This is a genomic window from Acidovorax sp. GW101-11A03 (assembly GCF_059424825.1).
On the sequence record NZ_JBWKZU010000005.1, the window covers coordinates 1 to 21,451 of the forward strand.

A 21,451-nucleotide genomic window follows, 5' to 3' on the forward strand; every position below is an offset into this window, starting at 1 on the left:
GTGGCGATGGCTGCCGTCAGCGTCGTCTTGCCATGGTCCACGTGACCGATCGTGCCCACGTTCACGTGGGGCTTGGTGCGTTCAAACTTACCTTTTGCCATTTCAATTCTCCAAAGAGCAATCCCTGTGTAGTGGTTTTACGTCTGCATCTGGTTGCTGATTCACTCCGCACAGGGAACAGAGTGGCACCGGATCGCAGACAAAACAAAGCCCGGACCACAAAGGCCCGGGCGAAGTGCTTACTTACTTGGCGCGTGCTGCCATGATGGCTTCAGACACGTTGCGAGGTGCTTCGCTGTAGTGCTTGAATTCCATCGTGTAGGTGGCGCGGCCTTGCGACATGGAACGCAGGGTCGTGGAGTAGCCGAACATTTCGGACAGGGGCACTTCGGCCTTGATGGCCTTGCCGCCACCGACCATGTCGTCCATGCCTTGCACCATGCCGCGACGGCTGGACAGGTCGCCCATCACGTTACCGGCATAGTCTTCAGGCGTTTCCACTTCCACGGCCATCATGGGTTCCAGAATGACCGGACCGGCCTTCTTGCAACCTTCCTTGAAGCCGAAGATGGCAGCCATCTTGAACGCCAGTTCGTTCGAGTCCACATCGTGGTACGAACCGAAGTGCAGCGTGACCTTGACGTCCACCACGGGGTAGCCCGCCAGCACGCCTTGCGTTACGGCTTCGTTGATACCCTTTTCCACCGCTGGGATGAATTCGCGAGGCACCACACCGCCCTTGATCGCGTCCACGAACTCGATGCCCTTGCCGGCTTCGTTGGGTTCGATCTTGAGCACGACGTGGCCGTACTGGCCCTTACCACCGGACTGGCGCACGAACTTGCCTTCGGCTTCTTCCACCGTCTTGCGGATGGTTTCGCGGTATGCCACCTGGGGCTTGCCCACGTTGGCTTCCACGCCGAATTCACGCTTCATGCGGTCCACGATGATTTCGAGGTGCAGCTCGCCCATACCACCGATGATGGTCTGGCCGGATTCTTCGTCGGTCTGCACGCGGAACGATGGATCTTCAGCAGCCAGGCGCGACAGGGCGATACCCATCTTTTCCTGGTCGGCCTTGGACTTGGGCTCCACAGCCTGACGGATCACGGGCTCGGGGAACACCATGCGCTCCAGCGTCACCACGGCGGCGGGATCACACAGGGTTTCACCCGTGGTCACGTCCTTCAGACCCACGCAGGCAGCGATGTCACCGGCGCGGATTTCGTCCACTTCCTGGCGCTCGTTGGCGTGCATCTGCACGATACGGCCGATACGTTCCTTCTTGCCACGCACGGGGTTGTACACGGTGTCGCCCTTGGAGAGCACGCCGGAGTACACGCGCACGAACGTCAGCTGGCCCACGAACGGGTCGGTCATCAGCTTGAACGCCAGGGCCGAGAACTTCTCGTTGTCGTCCGCCTTGCGGGTGACTTCCTTGTCGTCTTCGTCGAAGCCGGGCACGGGAGGCACGTCCAGGGGCGAAGGCATGAGTTCGATCACGGCGTCCAGCATGCGCTGCACACCCTTGTTCTTGAACGCCGTGCCGCACAGCATGGGCTGGATTTCACCGTTGATGGTGCGCGTACGCAGACCTTGGGTGATCTCTTCTTCCGACAGATCGCCCTCTTCCAGGTACTTGTTCATCAGGTCTTCGGAGGCTTCAGCAGCCGCTTCGACCATCTTTTCGCGCCATTCCTTGGCCACTTCAACCAAGTCAGCCGGGATGTCTTCAAAGGTGAACTTCATGCCCTGGGATGCTTCGTCCCAGATGATGGCCTTCATCTTGCGCAGGTCGACCACGCCCTTGAAGTTGTCTTCGGCACCGATCGGGATCACGATCGGCACGGGGTTGGCCTTCAGGCGCAGCTTCATCTGGTCCACGACCTTGAAGAAGTTGGCACCGGTGCGGTCCATCTTGTTCACAAAGGCCAGACGTGGCACCTTGTACTTATTGGCCTGGCGCCAGACGGTTTCCGACTGGGGCTGCACGCCACCCACGGCGCAGTACACCATGCAGGCGCCGTCCAGCACGCGCATGGAACGCTCCACTTCGATCGTGAAGTCCACGTGGCCGGGGGTGTCGATGATGTTGATGCGGTGCTCGGGGAAGGACATGTCCATGCCCTTCCAGAAGCAGGTCGTGGCAGCCGAGGTGATCGTGATGCCACGCTCTTGCTCTTGCTCCATCCAGTCCATGGTGGCCGCGCCGTCGTGCACTTCACCAATCTTGTGGTTCACGCCGGTGTAGAAAAGAATACGCTCGGTCGTGGTGGTCTTGCCGGCGTCGATGTGGGCCGAGATACCGATGTTGCGGTAACGCTCGAGGGGGGTCTTGCGAGCCATGGTGGATCCTTGGATGGGTCGTGTTATTCGGGGGACGGGCCAGCATTGTTGCGCTGCAACCCGTCAATTTTGTGACCGCCTCAATCGCCACAAGGCTGCAGGCAAAAATGCTTGCAGCCTTGCGTCTGGCGACGAAAACGGCTCGTCGATTTAGAAGCGGAAGTGGCTGAATGCCTTGTTGGCTTCGGCCATGCGGTGCACTTCGTCACGCTTCTTCATGGCGCCGCCACGGCCTTCGGTGGCTTCCAGCAGTTCGTTGGCCAGGCGTTGGGCCATCGACTTCTCACCACGCTTGCGGGCGGCTTCCTTGATCCAGCGCATGGACAGGGCCAGGCGGCGGACGGGGCGCACTTCCACGGGCACCTGGTAGTTGGCACCACCCACGCGGCGGGACTTCACTTCCACCATGGGCTTCACGTTGTTGATGGCAACGGTGAAGGCTTCCAGAGGGTCCTTGTCGGGGTGCTTCTTCTCGATCAGTTCCAGGGCGCCGTAAATGATGCGCTCTGCAACTGCCTTTTTGCCGCCTTCCATGATCACGTTCATGAATTTGGACAGCTCTACATTGCCGAACTTGGGATCCGGCAGGATTTCACGTTTGGGGACTTCGCGACGACGTGGCATTTTTTACCTCTATCTTTGCTTCAGTTGGCACCGTTTCCGGCACCGCGAGAGTCATTGAAACTCCCACTTACTCGACCCGCGCAGAACACCTGCGTTTGGGGTCACTACGCTGCATCACCGCGCCACGCGGGAAACAGCACCGAAAATTCTTTGCAAGAAAACGCAGGGCTTACTTGGCCTTGGGCTTCTTGGCACCGTACTTGGAGCGCGCTTGCTTGCGGTCTTTCACGCCTTGCAAGTCGAGCGAACCACGCACGATGTGGTAACGCACACCGGGCAAGTCCTTGACACGACCGCCGCGAACCAGCACCACGCTGTGTTCCTGCAGGTTGTGGCCTTCACCGCCGATGTAGGAGATCACCTCAAAACCGTTGGTCAGGCGCACCTTGGCAACCTTACGCAGAGCGGAGTTAGGCTTCTTAGGCGTCGTGGTGTACACACGGGTGCACACGCCGCGGCGCTGTGGAGAGTTTTCCATCGCAGGGCTCTTGGACTTGGTCTTTTCGACCTCGCGCCCCTGACGGACCAGTTGATTGATGGTTGGCATGAAATACGTCCCTAAACGTAAAAAACGAAAACGTGAAACCCTTCGGAAATTCCGAAAAGCCTTCTAATGTAGCAGCAAGCCCCTGAACGGGCAAGCGGTGCGAGCTTTCCCCCGTGAACACAGCCCCCCTTTTCCGCAGGCTCCAGCGCGAAGCACCGCCACAACCTGCAAAAGCGCGCTGCCAATGCCAGGACCGCCGCGCAAGGGCCGCCCCGCAGCGCTGGCGGTGTCCCCCTTCCCGAATGGCGCAGCCATTCGAGAGAAGGGGTGACGGCGCAGTAGCGCCTCAGGGGAAGGGCCCGATTACTTAATCCAGAGGCGGATCGCATCCCAGGCCCGGCCCAGAATGCCCGCCTGCTCCACCCCTTCCAGCGCCAGCAGAGGCACCTCGCCCACCACCTGTTCGTCCAGCATCACCTTGAGGGAGCCGATGGGCTGGCCCTTGGTGTAGGGCGCCACCAGCGGGTCGGGGCGGGAAATCTGGGTGGTGACCTTGCCGGCGCTGCCCGCAGGCACCGCCACAACAATGGCCTCTTCCCGGCCGATTTTCAGCACACTGTCCTTGCCCTTCCAGACAGCGGGGGTGGCCACGGGCTTGCCGGCGTCGAACAGCTTGACGGCTTCGAACGCGGTGTAACCCCAGTTCAGCAGCTTCTGGCTTTCGTTCGCGCGCGCGTTTTCACTCGCAGCGCCCAGCACGATGGACAGCAGGCGGCGCTGGCCCACACCGGGGAATTCACGCTTGGACGTGGCCACCAGGCAGTAGCCCGCCGCAGCAGTGTGGCCGGTCTTGAGGCCGTCCACGGTCGGATCGCGGAACAGCAGCGAATTGCGGTTGTTGCCGTTCGATGCGGGCGTGCCGGGGTAGCTGTACTGCTTGGTGGAGTAATAGTGCATGTACTCCGGGACGTCCTTCATCAGGCGCATGGCCAGCACGGAGAGGTCGCGCGCCGTGGTGGTGTGGCCGGGTTCGGTCAGGCCTTCGGGGTTCTTGTAGCTCGTGCCGTTCATTCCCAGGGCCTTGGCCTGGTCGTTCATGAGCTTGACGAAATTCTCGGCTGTGCCGCCCACGCCTTCGGCCAGGGCCATGGTGGCGTCGTTGCCGGACTGCACGATCATGCCCTTGATGAGGTCTTCGACCGGCACCTGCATCTTGGGGTCGATGAACATGCGCGAGCCGGGCATCTTCCAGGCGCGCACGCTCACGGGCAGCTTCTGGTCCAGCGCAATCTTCTTGGCGCGCAGCGCGTCAAACACCAGGTAGCCCGTCATGAGCTTGGTGAGCGAGGCCTGCTCCACCGGCGCGTCGATGTCCTTGGCGGCCAGCACCTGGCCCGCGGTGACATCCACCAGCATGTAGGTGCGCGCGGCGATTTCGGGGGGCTGGGGTGCCTGGGCTAGGGCGCCGAAGGCAGCCGGGGCCACCGCAGCAAAGACGGCCAGGGATCGCAACGCAGACAGGATTCGTTTCATGGGGCAATAGGGGGCTGGGGAGGCTCGGAAAAAGAGGAAAAGAAAAACGCGCAGAGAGGGGAAGAAGGTCCGGAGAGCCCGGGCCGCCCCCTCAGGCGCCCGATTGCAGGTGGCGCACCACCAGATTCTTCAAAAGCGGCAATTGTCCGTGAAAGAAATGCCCGCCCGCCGGGATCACTGTGACAGGCAGTATCTGGGGCCGCGCCCAGTCCATGACGGCAGCCAGCGGCACGGTGTCGTCCGCTTCGCCGTGCACCACCAGGGTGCGCAGGTGGGCGTCATGCGGCACAGGGGCCACGGTGAATCGGCTGGCGGCGGTGCCGACCAGCACGGTTTTGTCCACACGGCCCGTGGGCCAGAGCGCCTCCAGCGCATGGCTGGTGACAAAGGCGCCAAACGAAAAACCTGCCAGCGCAATGCGCTGGCCTTCGGCCGCAGGCGCGACCTGCTCCACCACGGCCAGCAGGTCCTGCAACTCACCCCGGCCGTCGTCGTGCACACCCGCCGTGCCGCCCACCCCCCGGAAGTTGAAGCGCACGGCCGTGTAGCCGCACTGCACAAAGGCGCGCGCCAGGGTCTGCACCACCTTGTTGTCCATGGTGCCGCCAAACAGCGGGTGGGGATGGGCAATGATGGCCACACCCCGGGGGCTGGCACCGTCGGCCAGCACGGCGCTGTCGCGCACGGCCTCGATGGCGCCTGCGGGGCCCGACAAGGTCAGGCGTTCGGTCTGGGCATTCACGGGATTGCTACTCTATTGATAGCTGCAAGCGCTTATCCATCAGGCGCAAGCAGCCAAAATCATTCAAAAAAAGAAAGGGATGGAGCCCGTGTCAGCGGCCAAGTTCCGCTGGGGTGACCAGGCGCTCCACCACCTGGCCGTTCTTGAGGTGCGATTCGACGATCTCATCGATGTCGGCCGCGTCCACATAGGTGTACCAGGTGCCCTCGGGGTAGACCACGGCCACGGGGCCGCCCGCGCAGCGGTCCAGGCAGCCCGCCTTGTTCACACGCACCTTGCCTGCGCCAGCCAGCCCGGCCGCCTTGACCTGGGCCTTGCAGCGGTCAAAACCCGCCTGGGCATTGTGGTGGGCGCAGCTGTCTTCGCCGTTGGTGCGGTCGTTCAGGCAAAAGAAGATGTGGCGCTGGTAGTAGCCGGGCGCTGCGGCCGGTGCGGAGGAGGTGTCACTCATCCGGGCATTTTAAGTTTGTGCATCCCGCCGGGACACCCGCAAAAGCACATACAGCAGCGTGGCATAAGGCCAGAGCCAGCCCAGCCACTGCCCCAGACCATAAAAACGGATGAAGCGGCCCTGCTCCCAGATCTGCAGGGTCTGGGCGAAATACGCGCTGGTGGGCGCCTGGTTGAGCAGCGCCAGGTGCCAGGCCAGCGCCAGCAGCAGCACGGCAGCGCAGGCCCGGCGTGGCAGGGCCAGCAGCAGCAGCGCCAGCGCCAGCGCCCCCCACACACCCACACGCACGGGCAGGCTCATCCATTCCCAGGCATGCACCGGGCCCCAGCTCAGCGCGGCCGACAGCGCCGTGAGGACCACGCCCACCACCACCACCCCCAGCGCAAACAATGCGCGCCGCCCCATCTGTCGGATCACGCAGTAGCCCAGCAGGCAGGGGATGAGCAGGCCCAGCGTGACACACAGCAGCTCGCCACTGGGCGAAAGCGGGTCCAGCGCGGCCTCGCGCAGGGGAAGCCAGTCGAGAAATGGCGTGTCGGCCAGCAGCTCGATGAGCGCCGCCTCCAGCCGCTCCAGCACCTGGCCCAGGCCAAAGGGCACGGCCGCCGGGAACAGCAGCGCCAGCGGCCACAGTGCCAGCAGCACCATGCCGCCCGAAGCGTCCGAGACAAACCAGCGCGAGCGGAAGTCGCTCCAGCGGTCCAGCGCGCCCAGGCGCTCCAGCAGGGCGGCACTCAGGGCGCCCGCCAGGGTGCCGCCCATATTGAGCAGCAGGTCCAGGTTGGATGGCACCCGCCGGGGCAGGTAGATCTGCAGAAACTCCAGCGCCAGCGACAGCAGTGCGCCCGCCACCGTGGCCAGCGCCACGGCCACCAGCACACGCCGCCAGCCCGAGCGCAACATGCCCAGCACCAGCAAAAAGCCCAGCGGCGCATACCCGGCCGCATTGGTGACCACGTCGAAGCCTGTCCAGTACGGCGGGGGCAGGCGGGCGAGCAGGAACACCAGCGGGTCAATGCCCTGCGCGCGCCAGCCGTCAAACGGGAAAAGGCTCGCAAAAACGATGAGCGCCGTGTAGATCAGCGCAAGCGGCCAGGCGGAGGTCTTGTGCACCAGCGTCAGCCCTGCACCATCAGAAGGGCTTGACCACCACCAGCACCACCGCCACCAACAGCAGCAGCACAGGCACCTCGTTGAACCAGCGGAACCAGACATGGCTCTTGCGGCAAGTGCCGTCGGCCAGCTTGCGCAGCAGCACGGCGCAGGCATGGTGGTAGCCGATCACCAGCAGCACCACAGCCAGCTTGGCGTGCATCCAGCCGTTGCCCGGGCCCCGGCCGATGCCGTAGCCCATCCACAGCCACACCCCCAGGGCCAGCGCGGGCACCGCCAGCAAGGTGGTAAAGCGCAGGAGCTTGCGCGCCATCAAGAGCAGCCGGTCGCGCTCGGCCACCGAGCCCGGCGCCACCATCTGCAGGTTCACGAAGATGCGTGGCAAATAGAAAAGGCCAGCAAACCAGCTGGCCACGAAGACGATGTGAAAGGCTTTGACCCAGAGCATGGGTGCAGTTTACGTTCCAGCAAGCTTTGCCAAGGCCCAGGCCCGGACAAAAAAAGCCCGGCTGTCCGCCGGGCCAGGAAAGCCTGTTTTTGCATTGCTGCAATCCGAGGCCCCGCTCAGGGAGGAAAGCGGGGGGCAGCAAGCCGCCCGGCGCCAATTTAGCACCGGGCACAGCGTGTTACAAGCGGCAATACCAGGGTGGGTGTGCGGGGCACTGCGGCCCGAGACTGGCACGCGCCAAGCCAGTGCACCCGTGGATCCGGCTTCGCCGGTCCAGGGGGTGCGTCCCCCTCGGGGGAAGGCGCCGACAGGCGCCACAGGGGGGCTTCATAATCCAATGATGCACCTCCAAAGCCCCGCCCCCTTCCCCCAGAACCGCCCCCGCCGCCTGCGCCGCGATGCCTTCACCCGCCGCCTGGTGCGCGAGAACCTGGTCACCGCCGACGACCTGATCTACCCCGTGTTCGTGCACGAGGGCACCAAGCGCAGCGAGGCCGTGACCTCCATGCCCGGCGTGGACCGTCTGAGCCTCGACCTGCTGCTGCCCGTGGCCGAAGACTGCGTGAAGCTGGGCATCCCGGTGCTGGCACTGTTCCCGGCGATTGACCCCGCGCTCAAGACGCCGGACGGCAAGGAGGCCCTGAACCCCGACGGCCTGATCCCGCGCGTGGTGCGGGCGCTGAAGAAGGAGTTTCCCGACCTGGGCGTGATGACCGACGTGGCGCTGGACCCGTACACCAGCCACGGCCAGGACGGCGTGCTGGACGAGACCGGCTACATCCTCAACGACGAGACGGTGGAGATCCTCACCGGCCAGGCGCTCACGCATGCCGAGGCGGGCGTGGACATTGTCGCGCCCAGCGACATGATGGACGGCCGCATCGGCGCCATCCGCGAGGCGCTGGAGGTGCAAGGCCACATCCACACCCGCATCATGGCCTACAGCGCCAAGTACGCCAGCGCCTTCTACGGCCCCTTCCGCGACGCGGTGGGCACCCGCGGCGCCCTGGGCAAGGCCGACAAGAACGTCTACCAGATGGACCCCGGCAACAGCGACGAGGCCCTGCGCGAAGTGGCCATTGACATTGCCGAAGGCGCCGACATGGTGATGGTCAAACCCGGCATGCCCTACCTGGACATCGTGCGCCGCGTGAAGGACGAGTTCAAGGTGCCCACCTTCGCCTACCAGGTCAGCGGCGAATACGCCATGATCAAGGCCGCCGCCGCCAACGGCTGGCTGGACCACGACGCCGTGATGATGGAAAGCCTGCTGGCCTTCAAGCGCGCAGGCGCCGATGGCGTGCTGACCTACTTTGCGCGCGACGTGGCCCGCAAGCTTCAAAAATAGTAGCTACCCGCGCTTACTCAGCGCGCGCAGAAGTCATTTTTGAGCACAAATCCGGGGCCTTGTTGTTCATGCGCATCTTCCACATCCACAGCGGCGGCGTGCAGGAGCTGGCCGAGCTGCCCACACACATGCCCGCCCAGGGTTTTGTCTGGATCGCCTGCGCGCGCCCGGTGTTCCAGGCGCGGCTGGCCGAGATCCAGGCGAGCCTGCAGGCCCTGGTGGGGCTGCAACTGGTGGACCTGCATGTGTCCGACCTGCTCAACGCCCAGCTGCCATCGCACTACGACTACACCTCGCAGTACGACCTGCTGGTGTTCCGCCGCCTGGCCACGGCGCAGGGCGACGGGGCGGCCCAGCCCCCGGCGCCAGTTCCTGCTCCTTCGCCTGTGGCCCCGGCAGAGAGCCCCGCGCGACGCAACGGCCCGCCCGTGCTGCGCCGCATCGACACCAGCCCTGTGGGTTTTGCCGTGTTCGACCAGTTGCTGCTGACCGTGCACCCCAGCGACTGCGCCGTGCGCGATGCCTATGCCACGCGGCTGCTGGCATCGGCACCCGCCGCCAGCACCAACGGCGAGGGCCGCAGCAACCCGGCGGCCGGTGCCCGCGTGCCCACCAGCCCGGCCGACCTCATGCTGCGCGTGGTCAACCAGATGGTGGACGGCTACCTGGACCTGCGCCGCGAACTCACGCGCCAGCTGGACCACTGGCAGACCGAGCTGCTCAAGCCCCGCGCGCGCTACGTCAACTGGAATTCGCTGCTCGAAGCGCGCCTGTCGCTGCACATGCTTGACGAGATCTGCGAGGACCAGCGCACTGCCGTGCAGGACTGGATCGACGCGCTGGAAACCTGGACCCTGCCCGACACCCCCGCAGGCCTGCGCGAGCTGGACCTGCTCAAGGTGCGCAGCCGCGACGTGCTGGAGCACATCGAGCGCGTGGTGCACCATGTGCGGCGGCTGGAGCAGAGCACCGAAACCGCCGTGCAGATGCACTTTTCGGTGCAGAGCAACCGCACCAACGACATCATGCGCACGCTCACCGCGCTCACCGCCGTGTTCCTACCGCTGAACCTGATTGCGGGGATTTTTGGCATGAACTTCGACTTCATCCCGCTCATCCACAAGGCCGACGGCTTCTGGTGGGCGCTGGGGTCGATGGTGTTCATCGCGCTGGCGCTGGTGCTGGTGTTCTGGCGCAAGCGGTATTTGGCCAGAACTCGGTGACAACCCCCTGAGCGGCTGCGCCGGTTTCAATGGCTGCCAGCGAAACGGCAGCGAGGGGACGAGCCCCATACCCCAGCAATTGTCAGCTCACGGCCTGGCCACCCCAAACAACCCCGCCCCGTTGTCCCACGCCACCTTGCGCGCCACATCGGCAGGCAGGCCGCCCAGCCACTGGCGGTAGCCCTGCATCAGGCTTTCGTAGTGTTGCCAGCGCTGATTCACCCAGGTGTCCGAGCCGATCACGAAGCGCGTGGGGTACTTGAGCAGCAGCGCACGCCAGGCGGGGCACAGCTGGTTGTCGTCACACACCAGGCCGGGGCGGTACGAGAGTTCGCCCACCAGGCCGGGGTAGCGCGCCATCAGCGCATCCACCCGCTCCACCGGCGCGCCGCCGATGCCAGTGTGGGCCCAGATCAGGCGCGCCTTCTGCCCCTTCGACGGCGTGTGGGCCATCAGCAGGTCGATGGCGACATCGTCCACATGGGCCAGCACCACCAGGTCACGCTCCTCCGCCAGGGCCATGAGCTTCTGGGCCACGGGGCCGTTGGCATTGGCGCTGTCGTACAGGTGGAACTCGCCAATGCCCCGGTACGGCCCCGCCGCCGTGCCGCGTGCCAGCTCGGTCTGCACCATGGTGTAGATGCTCTCGTCGGCAAACCAGCCGGTGTAGTCCGCCCGGTTGCGGTACAGCCGCACAAAGGGCACGACGGTGACGCCTGCCTCGCTTGTCTGCGGCAGGCCCGCCAGCGTGAGCGAACCCGCGTTGGGCCGCGAATTGGCCACGATGGCGCGCACACCGCTGGCCTTCATGCGCGCGAGCACATCAGCGGGCGGATGCGGGCCGGTTTTTCCGTCCCAGGCCTCCTCGTTGTAGTGCAGGTGGGCATCGAACAAGGGGCCGGCGTAGTCGGCCGCGTGGGCGCTGGCGCCAATTGCTACTAAAAAAATAGCTATCAGCGCTTGCTGGATGCACGCCAGGGGTCCAAAAAGCTTGAATTTTTCCATGGCAACCCCCGGTAGATGCGTTGGTAGGTGGGTGTTGGTTGTCTCAGGCCAAGTGCTTGTCGAAGAACGCCAGGGTGCGGTCGCGTGCGGTCATGGCCGAGGGCTCGTCGTAGCTGCCGCGCTGGTCGCAATTGAAGCCGTGGTCGGCGGCGTAGATGTGCACCTCGGCACCCGGCTGGGCGCGGGCAAAGGCCTGCACGCTGTCCACGGGGATCCAATGGTCGCGCTCGCCAAAGTGGGCCAGCACGGGCACGCGCGGCTGGCGCGCAGCTTCGTCGGGGCTGGTCATGCCACCACCGTAATAGGGCACGGCGGCCGACAGGCCGGTAAGCGTACAGGCCGCGCGCCAGGTCAGCAGCCCACCCCAGCAAAAGCCCACGATGCCCACCTTGCGGCCGCTTTGCGCGGCGGCGTAGTCAATGGCGGCCTGGACGTCGGGCATCACGCCGGGGGCGGGCAGCGCCTCCACAGCAGCCTTCAGGCCCATGCCGGCCTGCATGTCGTCACCGGTGTAGCCCAGCTCCACGCCCGGTTTCACGCGGTGAAAGGTGGAAGGCGCCACCGCCAGATAGCCCCGTGCCGCAAAGCGGTCGGCCACGGCGCGGATGTGGGAGTTCACGCCAAAAATCTCCTGCAGCACCACCACGGCGCCGCGCGGTGCGGCATCGGGCTGGGCCACCCAGGCCGGAAATACAAAACCGTCACCCGAAGTCAGATCGACAAACTGTCCCATGCTGCAATCTCCTTGATAAAAAATGCGCCGAAGTGGCGGTGTGCCTGCTGCAAACCGCTGCCCGCAGCACGCAGAACCTGTTCCAATGCGCCATTCTTGCAGGAGACCCCGATTTCATGGACAAGATCGCCTTAATCACCGGTGCCAGCCGAGGCATTGGCGCCGCCGCCGCCCTGCTGGCGGCACGCCAGGGATGGGCGGTGGCGGTGAACTACCAGGGCAACCAGGCCGCCGCCGATGCGGTGGTGCAACAGATCCGCACCGCAGGCGGCACCGCGCTGGCCGTGCAGGCCGATGTGGCCGACGAGGCCCAGGTGCTGGCCATGTTTGCCACCATCGACGCGCAACTGGGCCGCGTCACCGCACTGGTGAACAACGCGGGCGTGGTGGACACCACCCAGCGGGTGGACGAGATGAGCGTAGCGCGCCTGCGCCGCATGTTCGACATCAACGTGATCGGCAGTTTCATCTGCGCACGCGAAGCCGTGCGCCGCATGAGCACGAAACACGGCGGAGCGGGTGGCAGCATCGTCAACGTCTCCAGCGCCGCCGCGCGGCTGGGCGCGGCCCACCAGTATGTGGACTACGCGGCGGCCAAGGGCGCCATCGACACCTTCACCGTGGGCCTGGCGCGCGAGGTGGCGGCCGAAGGCATCCGTGTGAACGCCGTGCGCCCGGGCCTGATCGAAACCGACATCCACGCCAGCGGCGGCCTGCCGGACCGCGTGCGCGACCTGGCCCACCAGGTGCCCATGTTGCGCGGCGGCACCGCCGAAGAAGTGGCCGAGGCCATCGTGTGGCTGATGTCGGATGCTTCGCCTTACACCACCATGTCATTGCTCGAAGTCTCTGGAGGACGCTGATGGACCTGAAACCTCTTATCACCCTGCTGGCCATCGTGAACCCGCTGGCCATCGTCCCGTTTTTCATCCACTACACCCAGGGCTTTTCGTACGCGCAGCGGCGCCGCACCATCCAGGTGGCCAGCTTCAGTGTGTTCTGCGTGATTGCGGCCTGTGCGCTGCTGGGCCTGCAGATCCTGGATTTTTTCAACATCTCGCTGCAGAGCTTTCAGGTGGGCGGCGGCATGCTGCTGCTCATCAGCGCGATGAACATGCTCAACGCCCAGCCCGCCGAGGCCAAGCCCAGCACCAATGAATACGAAGAAGGGGCAGAGAAAGCCGCAGCGGGCAGCAGCATTGCCGTGGTGCCACTCACCATCCCGCTGCTCACCGGCCCGGCCAGCATGTCCACCGTGGTGATCTACGCCGACCGCGCCCAGGGCGTGTGGCAGACCGCCACGCTGGTGGGCTACGGCGTGGTCATCGCCCTGGCCACCGCCGTGTGTTTTTCGCTGGCCGACCCGATTGCACGCGTGCTGGGCAAGACCGGCATCAACGTGATGACCCGCCTGATGGGCCTGATCCTGGCCGCGCTGGCGGTGGAGGTGATGGCGGACGGGCTGGGCAAGATTTTCCCCGTACTGATCGCGCGCTGACCGTCCATGTCTGCCCGCCTGCTGCTGCTCGAAGACGACCCCGCCATCGCCCGCACCGTGGCCTACGCGCTGGAACGCGACGGGCTGCTGGTGACGCACAGCCTGCTAGTGCACGACGCGCGCCAGCAGCTGCAGCGCGCACGTTTTGACCTGCTGGTGCTGGACGTGGGCCTGCCCGACGGCAGCGGCCTGGACCTGCTGCGCGACGTGCGCAATGCGCCGCCCACCGCCGCCCTGCCCGTGCTGATGCTGAGCGCCCACGGCGAAGAGATCGACCGCGTGCTGGGACTGGAGCTGGGCGCGGACGACTACCTCACCAAACCCTTCAGCCCGCGCGAACTGGCCGCGCGCGTGAAGGCGCTGCTGCGCCGCGCAGGCCATGGCAACGGCAACGGCCACCCGGCAGCGCCCGCCGCCACGGCCGCCGCGCTGTTCCACGACGACGAGGCCGGCCAGCGCATCAGCCTGCGCGGTCAGGCCCTGCCACTGACCCGGCGCGAGTACCGCCTGCTGTCCCACCTGCTGCGCGGCGCAGGCCGCATCCACTCGCGCGACGCCCTGCTGGCCGCCGCCTGGGGCGACGACAGCGAGAGCACCGACCGCACGGTGGACACCCATATCAAGACCCTGCGCGCCAAGCTGCGCGAGCTGGACCCGGGGCGTGAATACATCAGCACGCACCGAGGCATGGGTTACTGCCTGGACATCTAACGCCAAATTGGCCACTACCGCCTGTCCATAAAGCGCAGACAGCTATTGTTTTTGAAGTAACACCATGCGCCTCGGCATCCGCCTGCTGTTCGCCTTCTTTCTCATCAACGGCATCGCCGCGTTTTTTGTGCTGCGCGTGTTTATGGCCGAGATCAAGCCCAGCGTGCGCGAGGTGATGGAGGACATGATGGTGGACACGGCCAACATCCTGGCCGAGCTGGCCAGCGAAGACCTGGCGGCTGGGCGGCTGGCGGCGGGGGCCGACAACAGCAGCACCAGCCCGTTTGCCCAGCATGTGCGCCGCTATGCCACGCGGCCCATTGATGCGGCGATCTGGGGCTTTTCCAAGCAGTCGCTCGACTACCGCATCTATGTGACCGACACCACGGGGCGCGTGCTGTTCGATTCGGAAAACCGCGCCGTGGGCGCCGACTACTCGCGCTGGCGCGATGTGGCGCGCACGCTGCGCGGCGAGTACGGCGCGCGCTCCACCCGCGATGTGGAGGACGACGACACCAGCGGCGTGATGCATGTGGCCGCGCCCATCTACGTGAACAGCCAGATCGCGGGCGTGCTGACCGTGGCCAAGCCGACGCGCACGGTGCAGCGCTTTATCGACCGAGCCGAGCGCAAAGTGTTCATGGGCGGGCTGCTGCTGCTGGCGCTGTCGGCCGCCGTGGGCGTGGCGGTGACGCTGTGGATGGTGTGGAACGTGCGCCGCCTGCGCGACTACGCCCTGAGCGTGCAGGGCCCGGCCGACGGCGAGCGCCACGACCCGAACCTGCCCACCCCCACGGCCCTGGCCGTGCCCGAGGTACCCGGCGAGCTGGGCGACCTGGCCCGCGCCATGGACCGCATGCGCGCGCGGCTGGAGGGGCGCGACTACATCGAGGGCTATGTGCGCGCGCTCACGCACGAGCTCAAAAGCCCCGTGGCCGCCATCCGGGGCGCGGGCGAGCTGCTGCAGGACGAGCTGCCCACCGCCGACCGCGCCGAGTTTGCGACCCAGGTGGTGCAGCAAAGCGAGCGCCTGCAGCGCATCATCGACCGGCTGCTGGAGCTGTCCAAGCTGGAGCAGCGCCAGCACGCCGAAGGCCGCGCGCCCGTGGCGCTGCACGACTGCGCCGAGGCCGCCATTGCCCAGACCCGCGCCCGCGCGGGCCAACGTGGCATCACCCTGGCGCTGCAAGGGCACGGCACCAGCGGCCCGTGGGAGGCCGAACTGGTGACGCTGGCGCTGACCAACCTGCTGGACAACGCCATCGACTTTGCGCCCGCAGGCAGCACGGTGCGGGTGGAACTGGACGGCGCCACGGTGGCCGTGCAGGACAGCGGCCCCGGTGTGCCCGACTACGCGCTGCCGCGCCTGGGCGAGCGCTTTTTCACCACCGCACGGCCGGGCGGCGAGCGCAGTGGATCAGGGCTGGGGCTGGCGATTGTGCGGCGGGTGATGACCCTGCACGGGGGCCGCATGGTGGCGCGCAACACGCCGCCGGGGTTCCGGGTCGTGCTGGAGTTCGAATCGGCGGGATGAGCGGGATGAGCTGGCGACCAGCGTTCAATCGGAAATTTCTCCTCCCGGCTCCCAGCGCCAGGCCCCTTGCAGCAGTGTGGGCCGCTCGCGGCTGAGCTGCCAGATTTGCTTGCGCACCAGGGTTTCCTCAGGGCTTTTGCAACGCGCCTCAATGCGGACATGGATGATCCGGTAGCCCGCATGGTCGGGCTGGCGCTTGGCCGCATGGATCTTGGCCAACTCGCATTTCGCGTTGCGGTACTCCATCTGGAAGCGCTCGCGCACGGCGTCATCGTCGGGGTAAGCCGGCGTTCCGCACGCTGCCAGGAGCAGCAACGGGAGCAGGCTGCCCACGGTCCGGCCAAGCCGGTTGTCAGGTCGATATGACATGGCGATCCCCCTCTTCTGCCCCCATGCTACCCGCCCGAAGCAGGGCGACTTCACACTGACCTCACAAACTTCATAGCGCCCTCACAGCGCGCCACAACACTGCCCCCACAACATTCACTTGTGGAGGATCTTTTGCTCAAACACCCCTTGTTCACCAAACTGGCGGCGCTGGCCGCCATCACCGTGCTGCTGCTTTTTGGCCTCGGGCTGATCGAAGATGTGGTGCGCGACCGGCTGCGCTACCGCAGCATCACCGCACAAAGCGTGGCCGAGAGCCTGGCCGGGCCGCAGACGCTGATGGGCCCCATGATCCACAGCGCCTGCGTGGAGAGCTGGGAGGTGGAGACCGGCAAGGGCGATGAGCGCCGCATGGTGGAGCAGCGCCGCGAGTTCTTGCTCACGGCCATGCCCGAGCAGCTCAAGCTCAGCACCGGCGCCGCCATGGAAGAGCGGGCGCGCGGCCTGCACAAGGTGAACACCTACAACCTCAAGGCCCACGTGACGGCGCAATGGGGGCCGCTGACCAGTCTGCTGCCACAAACCACCATGAAGAATTCGCGCATGGTGTGTGGTGCCCCCGTGGTGATGATGGCGGTGGGCGATGCGCGCGGCATTCGCACCGCGCAGCTCACGCTGGGCAACCAGGCAATGGCCCTCAAGCCCGGCACCTTCCACCCTACGTACAGCCGGGGCCTGCACGCGATGCTGCCGGAGTCTGTGCGTGGCAAGGCCGACGGCCTGACAGCCACGCTGGACCTGGAACTGGTGGGCACCGAGCGCCTGGGCATTGTCCCGCTGGGCGGCAACACCGAGGTGCTGATGACCAGCAGCTGGCCGCACCCTTCGTTTGCCGGGCGCTTTCTGCCGTCGGAGCGTGAGGTCAAGAAGACCGGCTTCTCGGCCCAGTGGCGCCTGTCGTCGCTGGCCACCACGGCGCAGGCCGACGTAGCCAGCGGCAAACGCGTGTGCCTGGCAGGCGCAGAGGACGGCATCGGCCATGCACCAGGCAGCAGCCCGGGCGACTGCGCCGACAGCTTCAGCGTGGCCTTCATCGACCCGGTGAATCCCTATTCCCTTTCGGACCGCGCCACCAAGTACGGCGTGTTGTTCATTGCCCTCACCTTCGTGGCCGTGGGCCTGTTCGAGCTGATGAAAAAGCTGCGCGTGCACCCGGTGCAGTACCTGCTGGTGGGCAGCGCGCTGTGCAGCTTCTTCCTGCTGCTGGTGAGCCTGTCGGAGCACCTGCCGTTTGGCATTTCGTACGCGGTGGCCGCCACGGCCTGTGTGCTGCTGCTGGCCTATTACGCCAGCCACATGCTGGGCAGCCTGGCGCGGGGCATTCCGCTGGGGGCGGGCATTGCACTGCTGTATGGCCTGCTGTATGTGCTGCTGCAGCTGGAGCAGACGGCGCTGGTGGTGGGCGCGATTGCACTCTTCCTGGTGCTGGCGGCGGTGATGGTGCTGACGCGCAAGGTGAACTGGTATGGGCTGTCGCAGAGCGGCGGCACGCCGGGCCGCCCCATGCCGCCCAAGCCACCGTCCACACCACCCACCTCGCCCATGCCACCCACACCAGCCGCGCCCACCGTACCGACCCGCCCTGTCACCCCAAGCGCGGAGGCCGCATGACACCCGGAGCCCTGGGCCCGCAGCCCGGCATCCCACCAGCCCTTCGCACCTGGGCCGCACACCTGGCCCAGGGCCCAGGGGGCGCAGGCCCCCTCACCCCGGCGGCATTGGCGACGACGCTGACGGCGGCCGAGGCCGCCCGCGTGCAGCGCCACCGCGACCAGCTGATGAGCGCGCTGCGCGCCCGGGACCGGGTGGCGCTGGTCAGCGCCAAGCAGCAGGTGCTGGAGGCAGCCTTCTGCCCCCACGAAGTGCCGGGCACGGCCGGTGTGGCCACTGCGCCGTCACCCGCCCTGCGCCGCGCGCTGCGCGATCTGTCGTGGCGCATGGCAGCGCTGCTGCTGCCACGCAGCCCCGGATGTTGAGAGACCGAAGGTCTTTGGCCCGCGCCCGCGTGGCAGAGCCCGGCATGCCCGCCTGGACATGCCGGGCTTTTACATGCATCGCAACCTCAAAAACAATCATCAAAAAGAGGTTTTCCGCTCATCCATCAGGCGGAAATAGCTATCAATAAATGAGCAAACTATTCCTCTACACCACCACCGTGCGGCTGCGGCCCTCGCGTTTGGCGGTGTACAGCGCGGAATCGAGCAGGCGCAGGGTCACGTCGAGCGGGCGCAACGGGTCAAACAGCGTCAGCCCCATGCTGACCGACAGCTGCTGCGGGGGCTCGATGCCGGGCAGGGGCTGCTGGGCGAGCGCAGCATGCACACGCTGCGCCACGGCCTGGGCTTGCTCCACCCCGGTGGCGGGCAGCAGGGCCAGAAACTCCTCGCCGCCCCACCGCCCCACCACATCGGCGGCCCGGAACACACTGCGGCACAGGTCGGCAAACAGCTGCAGCGCCTGGTCCCCCACATGGTGGCCATGCACGTCGTTGATGCGCTTGAAGTGGTCCAGGTCCATCATCAACAGGCAGGCGGGTTCATTGCCCCGCTGCAGCAGGGCCTGCTCCTGCCGCAGGCGTTCGGTGAAGGACCGTCGGTTGGCCAGCCCGGTCAGCACATCGGTGTGGGCCAGCACAGCCATCTGCTGGCGGGCGGCGTCCAGCTCGGCCAGCATCTGGCCCTGGCGGTCGTTGGCGCGGTGCAGTTCCAGCAGCCGGACCACTTGGCGCGCCAGGGCGCTGAGCAGCTCCTGCGCACGCGGCGACAGCTCGCGCGGCCGGTGGTCCAGCACGCACAGGGTGCCCAGCGCGTAGCCATCGGGCGTGATCAGGGGGGCGCCCGCATAAAAGCGCAGCGGGTGTTTCTGGGTGACGATGCCGTAGTGCGCAAACCGCACGTCCTGGGCCAGGTCGGGCACGATGAACACGTTCGGCTGCCGGAGGGCGTAGCGGCACACGGACTGGTCGAGCGGCGTCTCCCGATTGGGCAACCCTTGCGCCGACTTGAACCACTGGCGGTCGCGGTCCACAAAACTCACCAGGGCCACGGGCGCCTCGCACACATGGCCCGCAATGTCGGCCAGCTCGTCGTAGGCGGGCTCCATGGGGGTGTCGAGAATCCCGTAGCGCTGCAGGGCCTGCAGGCGCTCGGTGTCATCGACCAGGGCTTCGAGGGAAGAGGTTGCGGCCATGGAGCACGGCGGCCATGCCGCCCACACTTGCCTAAAGAAAAGGCAGCATGCCACACAAGCGGGGCCCGCGCACGGGTAAAAGCACGCTTGCGGCCGCGCAACGCACATCCTTCATTCGCACAGTCGCGCTGCGCGAAGCTCCCCGCAAGCCGGCGATTTCAGGCCACTGCGGCCTGCCGCGCGCTGTTGGTGCCGTCCGCCACGGGCCCCTCGCCCGAGTCCGCGTCCGAGCAGGTGGCGCCGCCGCAGCCATGGATCAGCTCTCCCGGCAGCGCCTGCGGTGCGTGCACCACGCCGGTGGCGGGGTCAAACCCCACACGGCGCAGGTGCAGGGCCAGCGCCGCGTCCATGCTCTGCGCATGCTGGGGGAACCACAGGGCCAGCTCGCTGGCCATCACGCGCAGCACCTGCAGGTCGCCCTGCGCGGCCCGCGCGGCGCCTTCGCGCATCACCTGCAGCACCACGCGGTGCTGCATGCTGTGGCAGTTGCCCGAAGCAAACCGGGTGGAGGCCATCCAGGCGTCTTCCTGGCCAAAGTGCTGCTCGGTGTGCTCCACCAGCGCCTGCCAGGCCGGCTGCAGTTGCGCGTCGTCCGCCTGCGCCACAACCGCCAGCAGATCGACGAACTCCCGGTGGGTGTCGTCCATCAGGGGCAGGTCCAGGTTCAGCGCGTCCGACCATTCGAGTTGGGCCATGGGTATCAATCCCTCTGCCGTCCGGCAGCAAAACAATGGGAACAATGGAAAGCCCAGCTTAGAAGCCGCCCTGGCACCGCGTATTGATGCAGGTCAGGCAAATCCCGCCTGCACACGCAAAAAGCCCCGCAACAGCGGGGCGTTGTGCAAAAACTGCGCGGGGGCAGTGATCAGCCCTTGCCGTACATGCGCTTGATGTCGTCCACGCAGGCCGACTTGGCGTTGCCCGACAGCGCGTCACAGCGCTCCTTGGCCGCCTGGTAGTTGGCGTCGTTCTTTTCTGCGTTGGCTTCCTTGCGGGCCTCCGCCACATCGGCCGCCTTATCGGCCGCCTTATCGGCCGGATTGTCTGCGGGCTTGGCCTGCACAGCAGCCACCTTGGCGTCGGCCTTGGCCTTCACGCGGGCGGCCTTGGCGTCTTTTTCGCAGACGTCCTTTTCATTGCCCTTGAGGTCGTCGCATTTTTCCTTGGCGACTTCGTAGGCAGCGTCAGCGCGCGCTTCGGCTACCTTTTGCGTGTTTCTAGGGCTGGGTTTGTACTGGGCTTCCAGTTCGGCCTGGGCCACTTTTTCCTTGCCCTTGGCTTCCTTCTGGCAGATGTCCTTGGCGTTGGCGGTCAGGGCATCGCATTTTTCCTTGTCGGCCTTGTAGGTCGCTTCAATGCTGTCCTTGGCGGCCCTGTGCTCGGCCGGTGTCATGGCAAAGGCGGATGTCGCCACCAGACCGGCGGCCACGGCCGCGATCAGCGCGCGTGCGGATGGGATTTGCATGGGGTTCTCCTCGGCATCGGGGGTAGACAGTGCAGTGCGCGTGCAGCAGGGCATGCCTGCTGCTGCGGCGGCGATGGGCGGGCCGCACAACCCGGGCTGTGCAGCCCCCGCCCGTCAATCGTTGAAGCGGAAGTCCGGGTGGCGTTCCTGCCATTCCTTGAGCTGCTTTTCGGCCGCTTCGCGGGCCAGACCCTGGCGCTCCTGCAGCTTGCCCAGGAACTGCTCACGCTTGCCGTCGATGACATCCAGGTCGTCGTTGGTGAGCTTGCCCCACTGCTCGATCAGCTTGCCCTTGAACTGCTTCCAATTGCCCTTGATGGTGTCTTCATTCATGGTTGCATCCTTCAAAAACCTCGCCCTGGCCATCCACCCGGAATGCGTGGAAACACTGCGTGGGGCGATGGGTTCACTGTAAAAACGAATCAGTCAGCGGGCCGTAGTCCATGCCAAGCGGTGTGCGTGGGCCCAGGCCTACGGGGTTGACGGACGGGGCCGACGGGCGCCGCACAGAGCCCCAGAACACGTGGTGGCGGGGCTGCGTCTGCGCACAAAGTGTTGCAATCGCCCATCATCTGCAAGGGTGACGGACTGCCTCCTCCTGAGGGCCGTTTCCC

Annotated in this window: 24 protein-coding genes; 8 read left to right on the forward strand and 16 right to left on the reverse strand. The window is 66.0% G+C overall.

What is annotated here, in order from left to right; all coding sequences use genetic code 11:
* The 9 genes from AC07Z7_RS03760 to AC07Z7_RS03800 form a co-directional block, all read right to left on the reverse strand.
* A partial coding sequence (locus tag AC07Z7_RS03760) for a GTP-binding protein (RefSeq protein ID WP_029951219.1) occupies positions 1–101 on the reverse strand: 101 nt, incomplete at its 3' end.
* A gap of 142 nt (positions 102–243) precedes the next feature.
* Entirely contained in the window at positions 244–2,346 is a 2,103-nt protein-coding gene (gene fusA / locus AC07Z7_RS03765; RefSeq protein WP_015012186.1) for an elongation factor G, read from the reverse strand.
* A 150-nt stretch (positions 2,347–2,496) separates the two neighbouring features.
* The gene (gene rpsG, locus AC07Z7_RS03770; RefSeq protein WP_005798541.1) at positions 2,497–2,970 is read right to left on the reverse strand and encodes a 30S ribosomal protein S7; all 474 of its coding nucleotides are present in this window, start codon (positions 2,968–2,970) and stop codon (positions 2,497–2,499) included.
* Between the two features lie 169 nt (positions 2,971–3,139).
* Complete coding sequence (gene rpsL / locus AC07Z7_RS03775; protein ID WP_015012185.1) at positions 3,140–3,517, reverse strand: 30S ribosomal protein S12; 378 nt, start codon at positions 3,515–3,517, stop codon at positions 3,140–3,142.
* 303 nt (positions 3,518–3,820) lie between these two features.
* Positions 3,821–4,990, reverse strand: coding sequence for a D-alanyl-D-alanine carboxypeptidase family protein (locus AC07Z7_RS03780; RefSeq protein ID WP_494765358.1), 1,170 nt, complete (start codon positions 4,988–4,990; stop codon positions 3,821–3,823).
* A 91-nt stretch (positions 4,991–5,081) separates the two neighbouring features.
* A complete protein-coding gene (locus tag AC07Z7_RS03785; protein ID WP_252660301.1) occupies positions 5,082–5,732 on the reverse strand; it encodes an alpha/beta hydrolase in 651 nt (216 codons plus the stop codon).
* A gap of 91 nt (positions 5,733–5,823) precedes the next feature.
* A complete protein-coding gene (locus AC07Z7_RS03790) occupies positions 5,824–6,183 on the reverse strand; it encodes a (2Fe-2S) ferredoxin domain-containing protein (protein ID WP_063460178.1) in 360 nt (119 codons plus the stop codon).
* Positions 6,184–6,192: 9 nt separating this feature from the next.
* Positions 6,193–7,296: a VanZ family protein gene (locus AC07Z7_RS03795; RefSeq protein WP_494765359.1), complete on the reverse strand. Its 1,104-nt coding sequence runs from the start codon at positions 7,294–7,296 to the stop codon at positions 6,193–6,195.
* A gap of 19 nt (positions 7,297–7,315) precedes the next feature.
* The gene (locus AC07Z7_RS03800) at positions 7,316–7,744 is read right to left on the reverse strand and encodes a CopD family protein (RefSeq protein WP_252660299.1); all 429 of its coding nucleotides are present in this window, start codon (positions 7,742–7,744) and stop codon (positions 7,316–7,318) included.
* A 340-nt stretch (positions 7,745–8,084) separates the two neighbouring features.
* Here AC07Z7_RS03800 and hemB point away from each other — a divergent pair, with 340 nt between their 5' ends.
* Positions 8,085–9,092 carry a porphobilinogen synthase gene (hemB, locus tag AC07Z7_RS03805; RefSeq protein ID WP_494765360.1) on the forward strand — a complete coding sequence of 336 codons (1,008 nt, stop codon included), beginning with the start codon at positions 8,085–8,087 and terminating at the stop codon, positions 9,090–9,092.
* Between the two features lie 68 nt (positions 9,093–9,160).
* On the forward strand, positions 9,161–10,315 hold the full coding sequence (locus tag AC07Z7_RS03810; protein WP_494765361.1) for a magnesium transporter CorA family protein: 1,155 nt from the start codon (positions 9,161–9,163) through the stop codon (positions 10,313–10,315).
* An 87-nt stretch (positions 10,316–10,402) separates the two neighbouring features.
* On the opposite strand, the gene AC07Z7_RS03815 is transcribed toward AC07Z7_RS03810, so the two are convergent.
* On the reverse strand, positions 10,403–11,320 hold the full coding sequence (locus tag AC07Z7_RS03815) for an amidohydrolase family protein (RefSeq protein WP_494765362.1): 918 nt from the start codon (positions 11,318–11,320) through the stop codon (positions 10,403–10,405).
* Between the two features lie 43 nt (positions 11,321–11,363).
* On the reverse strand, positions 11,364–12,053 hold the full coding sequence (locus tag AC07Z7_RS03820; protein ID WP_494765363.1) for a dienelactone hydrolase family protein: 690 nt from the start codon (positions 12,051–12,053) through the stop codon (positions 11,364–11,366).
* Positions 12,054–12,169: 116 nt separating this feature from the next.
* Here AC07Z7_RS03820 and AC07Z7_RS03825 point away from each other — a divergent pair, with 116 nt between their 5' ends.
* From AC07Z7_RS03825 to creC, 4 genes are all read left to right on the forward strand, one after another.
* Complete coding sequence (locus AC07Z7_RS03825; RefSeq protein WP_494765364.1) at positions 12,170–12,916, forward strand: SDR family oxidoreductase; 747 nt, start codon at positions 12,170–12,172, stop codon at positions 12,914–12,916.
* Positions 12,916–13,551, forward strand: coding sequence for a MarC family protein (locus tag AC07Z7_RS03830; protein WP_094290177.1), 636 nt, complete (start codon positions 12,916–12,918; stop codon positions 13,549–13,551). The genes AC07Z7_RS03825 and AC07Z7_RS03830 overlap by 1 nt, the downstream gene beginning before the upstream one ends.
* A gap of 6 nt (positions 13,552–13,557) precedes the next feature.
* A complete protein-coding gene (locus AC07Z7_RS03835) occupies positions 13,558–14,262 on the forward strand; it encodes a winged helix-turn-helix domain-containing protein (RefSeq protein ID WP_494765365.1) in 705 nt (234 codons plus the stop codon).
* 64 nt (positions 14,263–14,326) lie between these two features.
* Positions 14,327–15,796, forward strand: coding sequence for a two-component system sensor histidine kinase CreC (gene creC / locus AC07Z7_RS03840; protein ID WP_494765366.1), 1,470 nt, complete (start codon positions 14,327–14,329; stop codon positions 15,794–15,796).
* A 24-nt stretch (positions 15,797–15,820) separates the two neighbouring features.
* Here creC and AC07Z7_RS03845 read toward each other — a convergent pair whose 3' ends face one another.
* Positions 15,821–16,165 (reverse strand): hypothetical protein, encoded by a 345-nt coding sequence (locus AC07Z7_RS03845; RefSeq protein WP_494765367.1) that lies wholly within the window; start codon positions 16,163–16,165, stop codon positions 15,821–15,823.
* Positions 16,166–16,297: 132 nt separating this feature from the next.
* Here AC07Z7_RS03845 and creD point away from each other — a divergent pair, with 132 nt between their 5' ends.
* Positions 16,298–17,794: a cell envelope integrity protein CreD gene (gene creD / locus AC07Z7_RS03850; protein ID WP_494765368.1), complete on the forward strand. Its 1,497-nt coding sequence runs from the start codon at positions 16,298–16,300 to the stop codon at positions 17,792–17,794.
* Complete coding sequence (locus tag AC07Z7_RS03855; RefSeq protein ID WP_252660284.1) at positions 17,791–18,159, forward strand: hypothetical protein; 369 nt, start codon at positions 17,791–17,793, stop codon at positions 18,157–18,159. The genes creD and AC07Z7_RS03855 overlap by 4 nt, the downstream gene beginning before the upstream one ends.
* A 166-nt stretch (positions 18,160–18,325) precedes the next feature.
* Here AC07Z7_RS03855 and AC07Z7_RS03860 read toward each other — a convergent pair whose 3' ends face one another.
* The 4 genes from AC07Z7_RS03860 to AC07Z7_RS03875 all read right to left on the reverse strand — a co-directional run bounded on the left by AC07Z7_RS03860 (position 18,326) and on the right by AC07Z7_RS03875 (position 21,170).
* On the reverse strand, positions 18,326–19,372 hold the full coding sequence (locus AC07Z7_RS03860; RefSeq protein WP_494765369.1) for a sensor domain-containing diguanylate cyclase: 1,047 nt from the start codon (positions 19,370–19,372) through the stop codon (positions 18,326–18,328).
* Between the two features lie 158 nt (positions 19,373–19,530).
* The gene (locus tag AC07Z7_RS03865) at positions 19,531–20,067 is read right to left on the reverse strand and encodes a hemerythrin domain-containing protein (RefSeq protein ID WP_252660281.1); all 537 of its coding nucleotides are present in this window, start codon (positions 20,065–20,067) and stop codon (positions 19,531–19,533) included.
* A gap of 170 nt (positions 20,068–20,237) precedes the next feature.
* Positions 20,238–20,831 (reverse strand): hypothetical protein, encoded by a 594-nt coding sequence (locus tag AC07Z7_RS03870; protein ID WP_494765441.1) that lies wholly within the window; start codon positions 20,829–20,831, stop codon positions 20,238–20,240.
* Positions 20,832–20,951: 120 nt separating this feature from the next.
* On the reverse strand, positions 20,952–21,170 hold the full coding sequence (locus AC07Z7_RS03875) for a CsbD family protein (RefSeq protein ID WP_094290171.1): 219 nt from the start codon (positions 21,168–21,170) through the stop codon (positions 20,952–20,954).
* Positions 21,171–21,451: the final 281 nt, after the last annotated feature.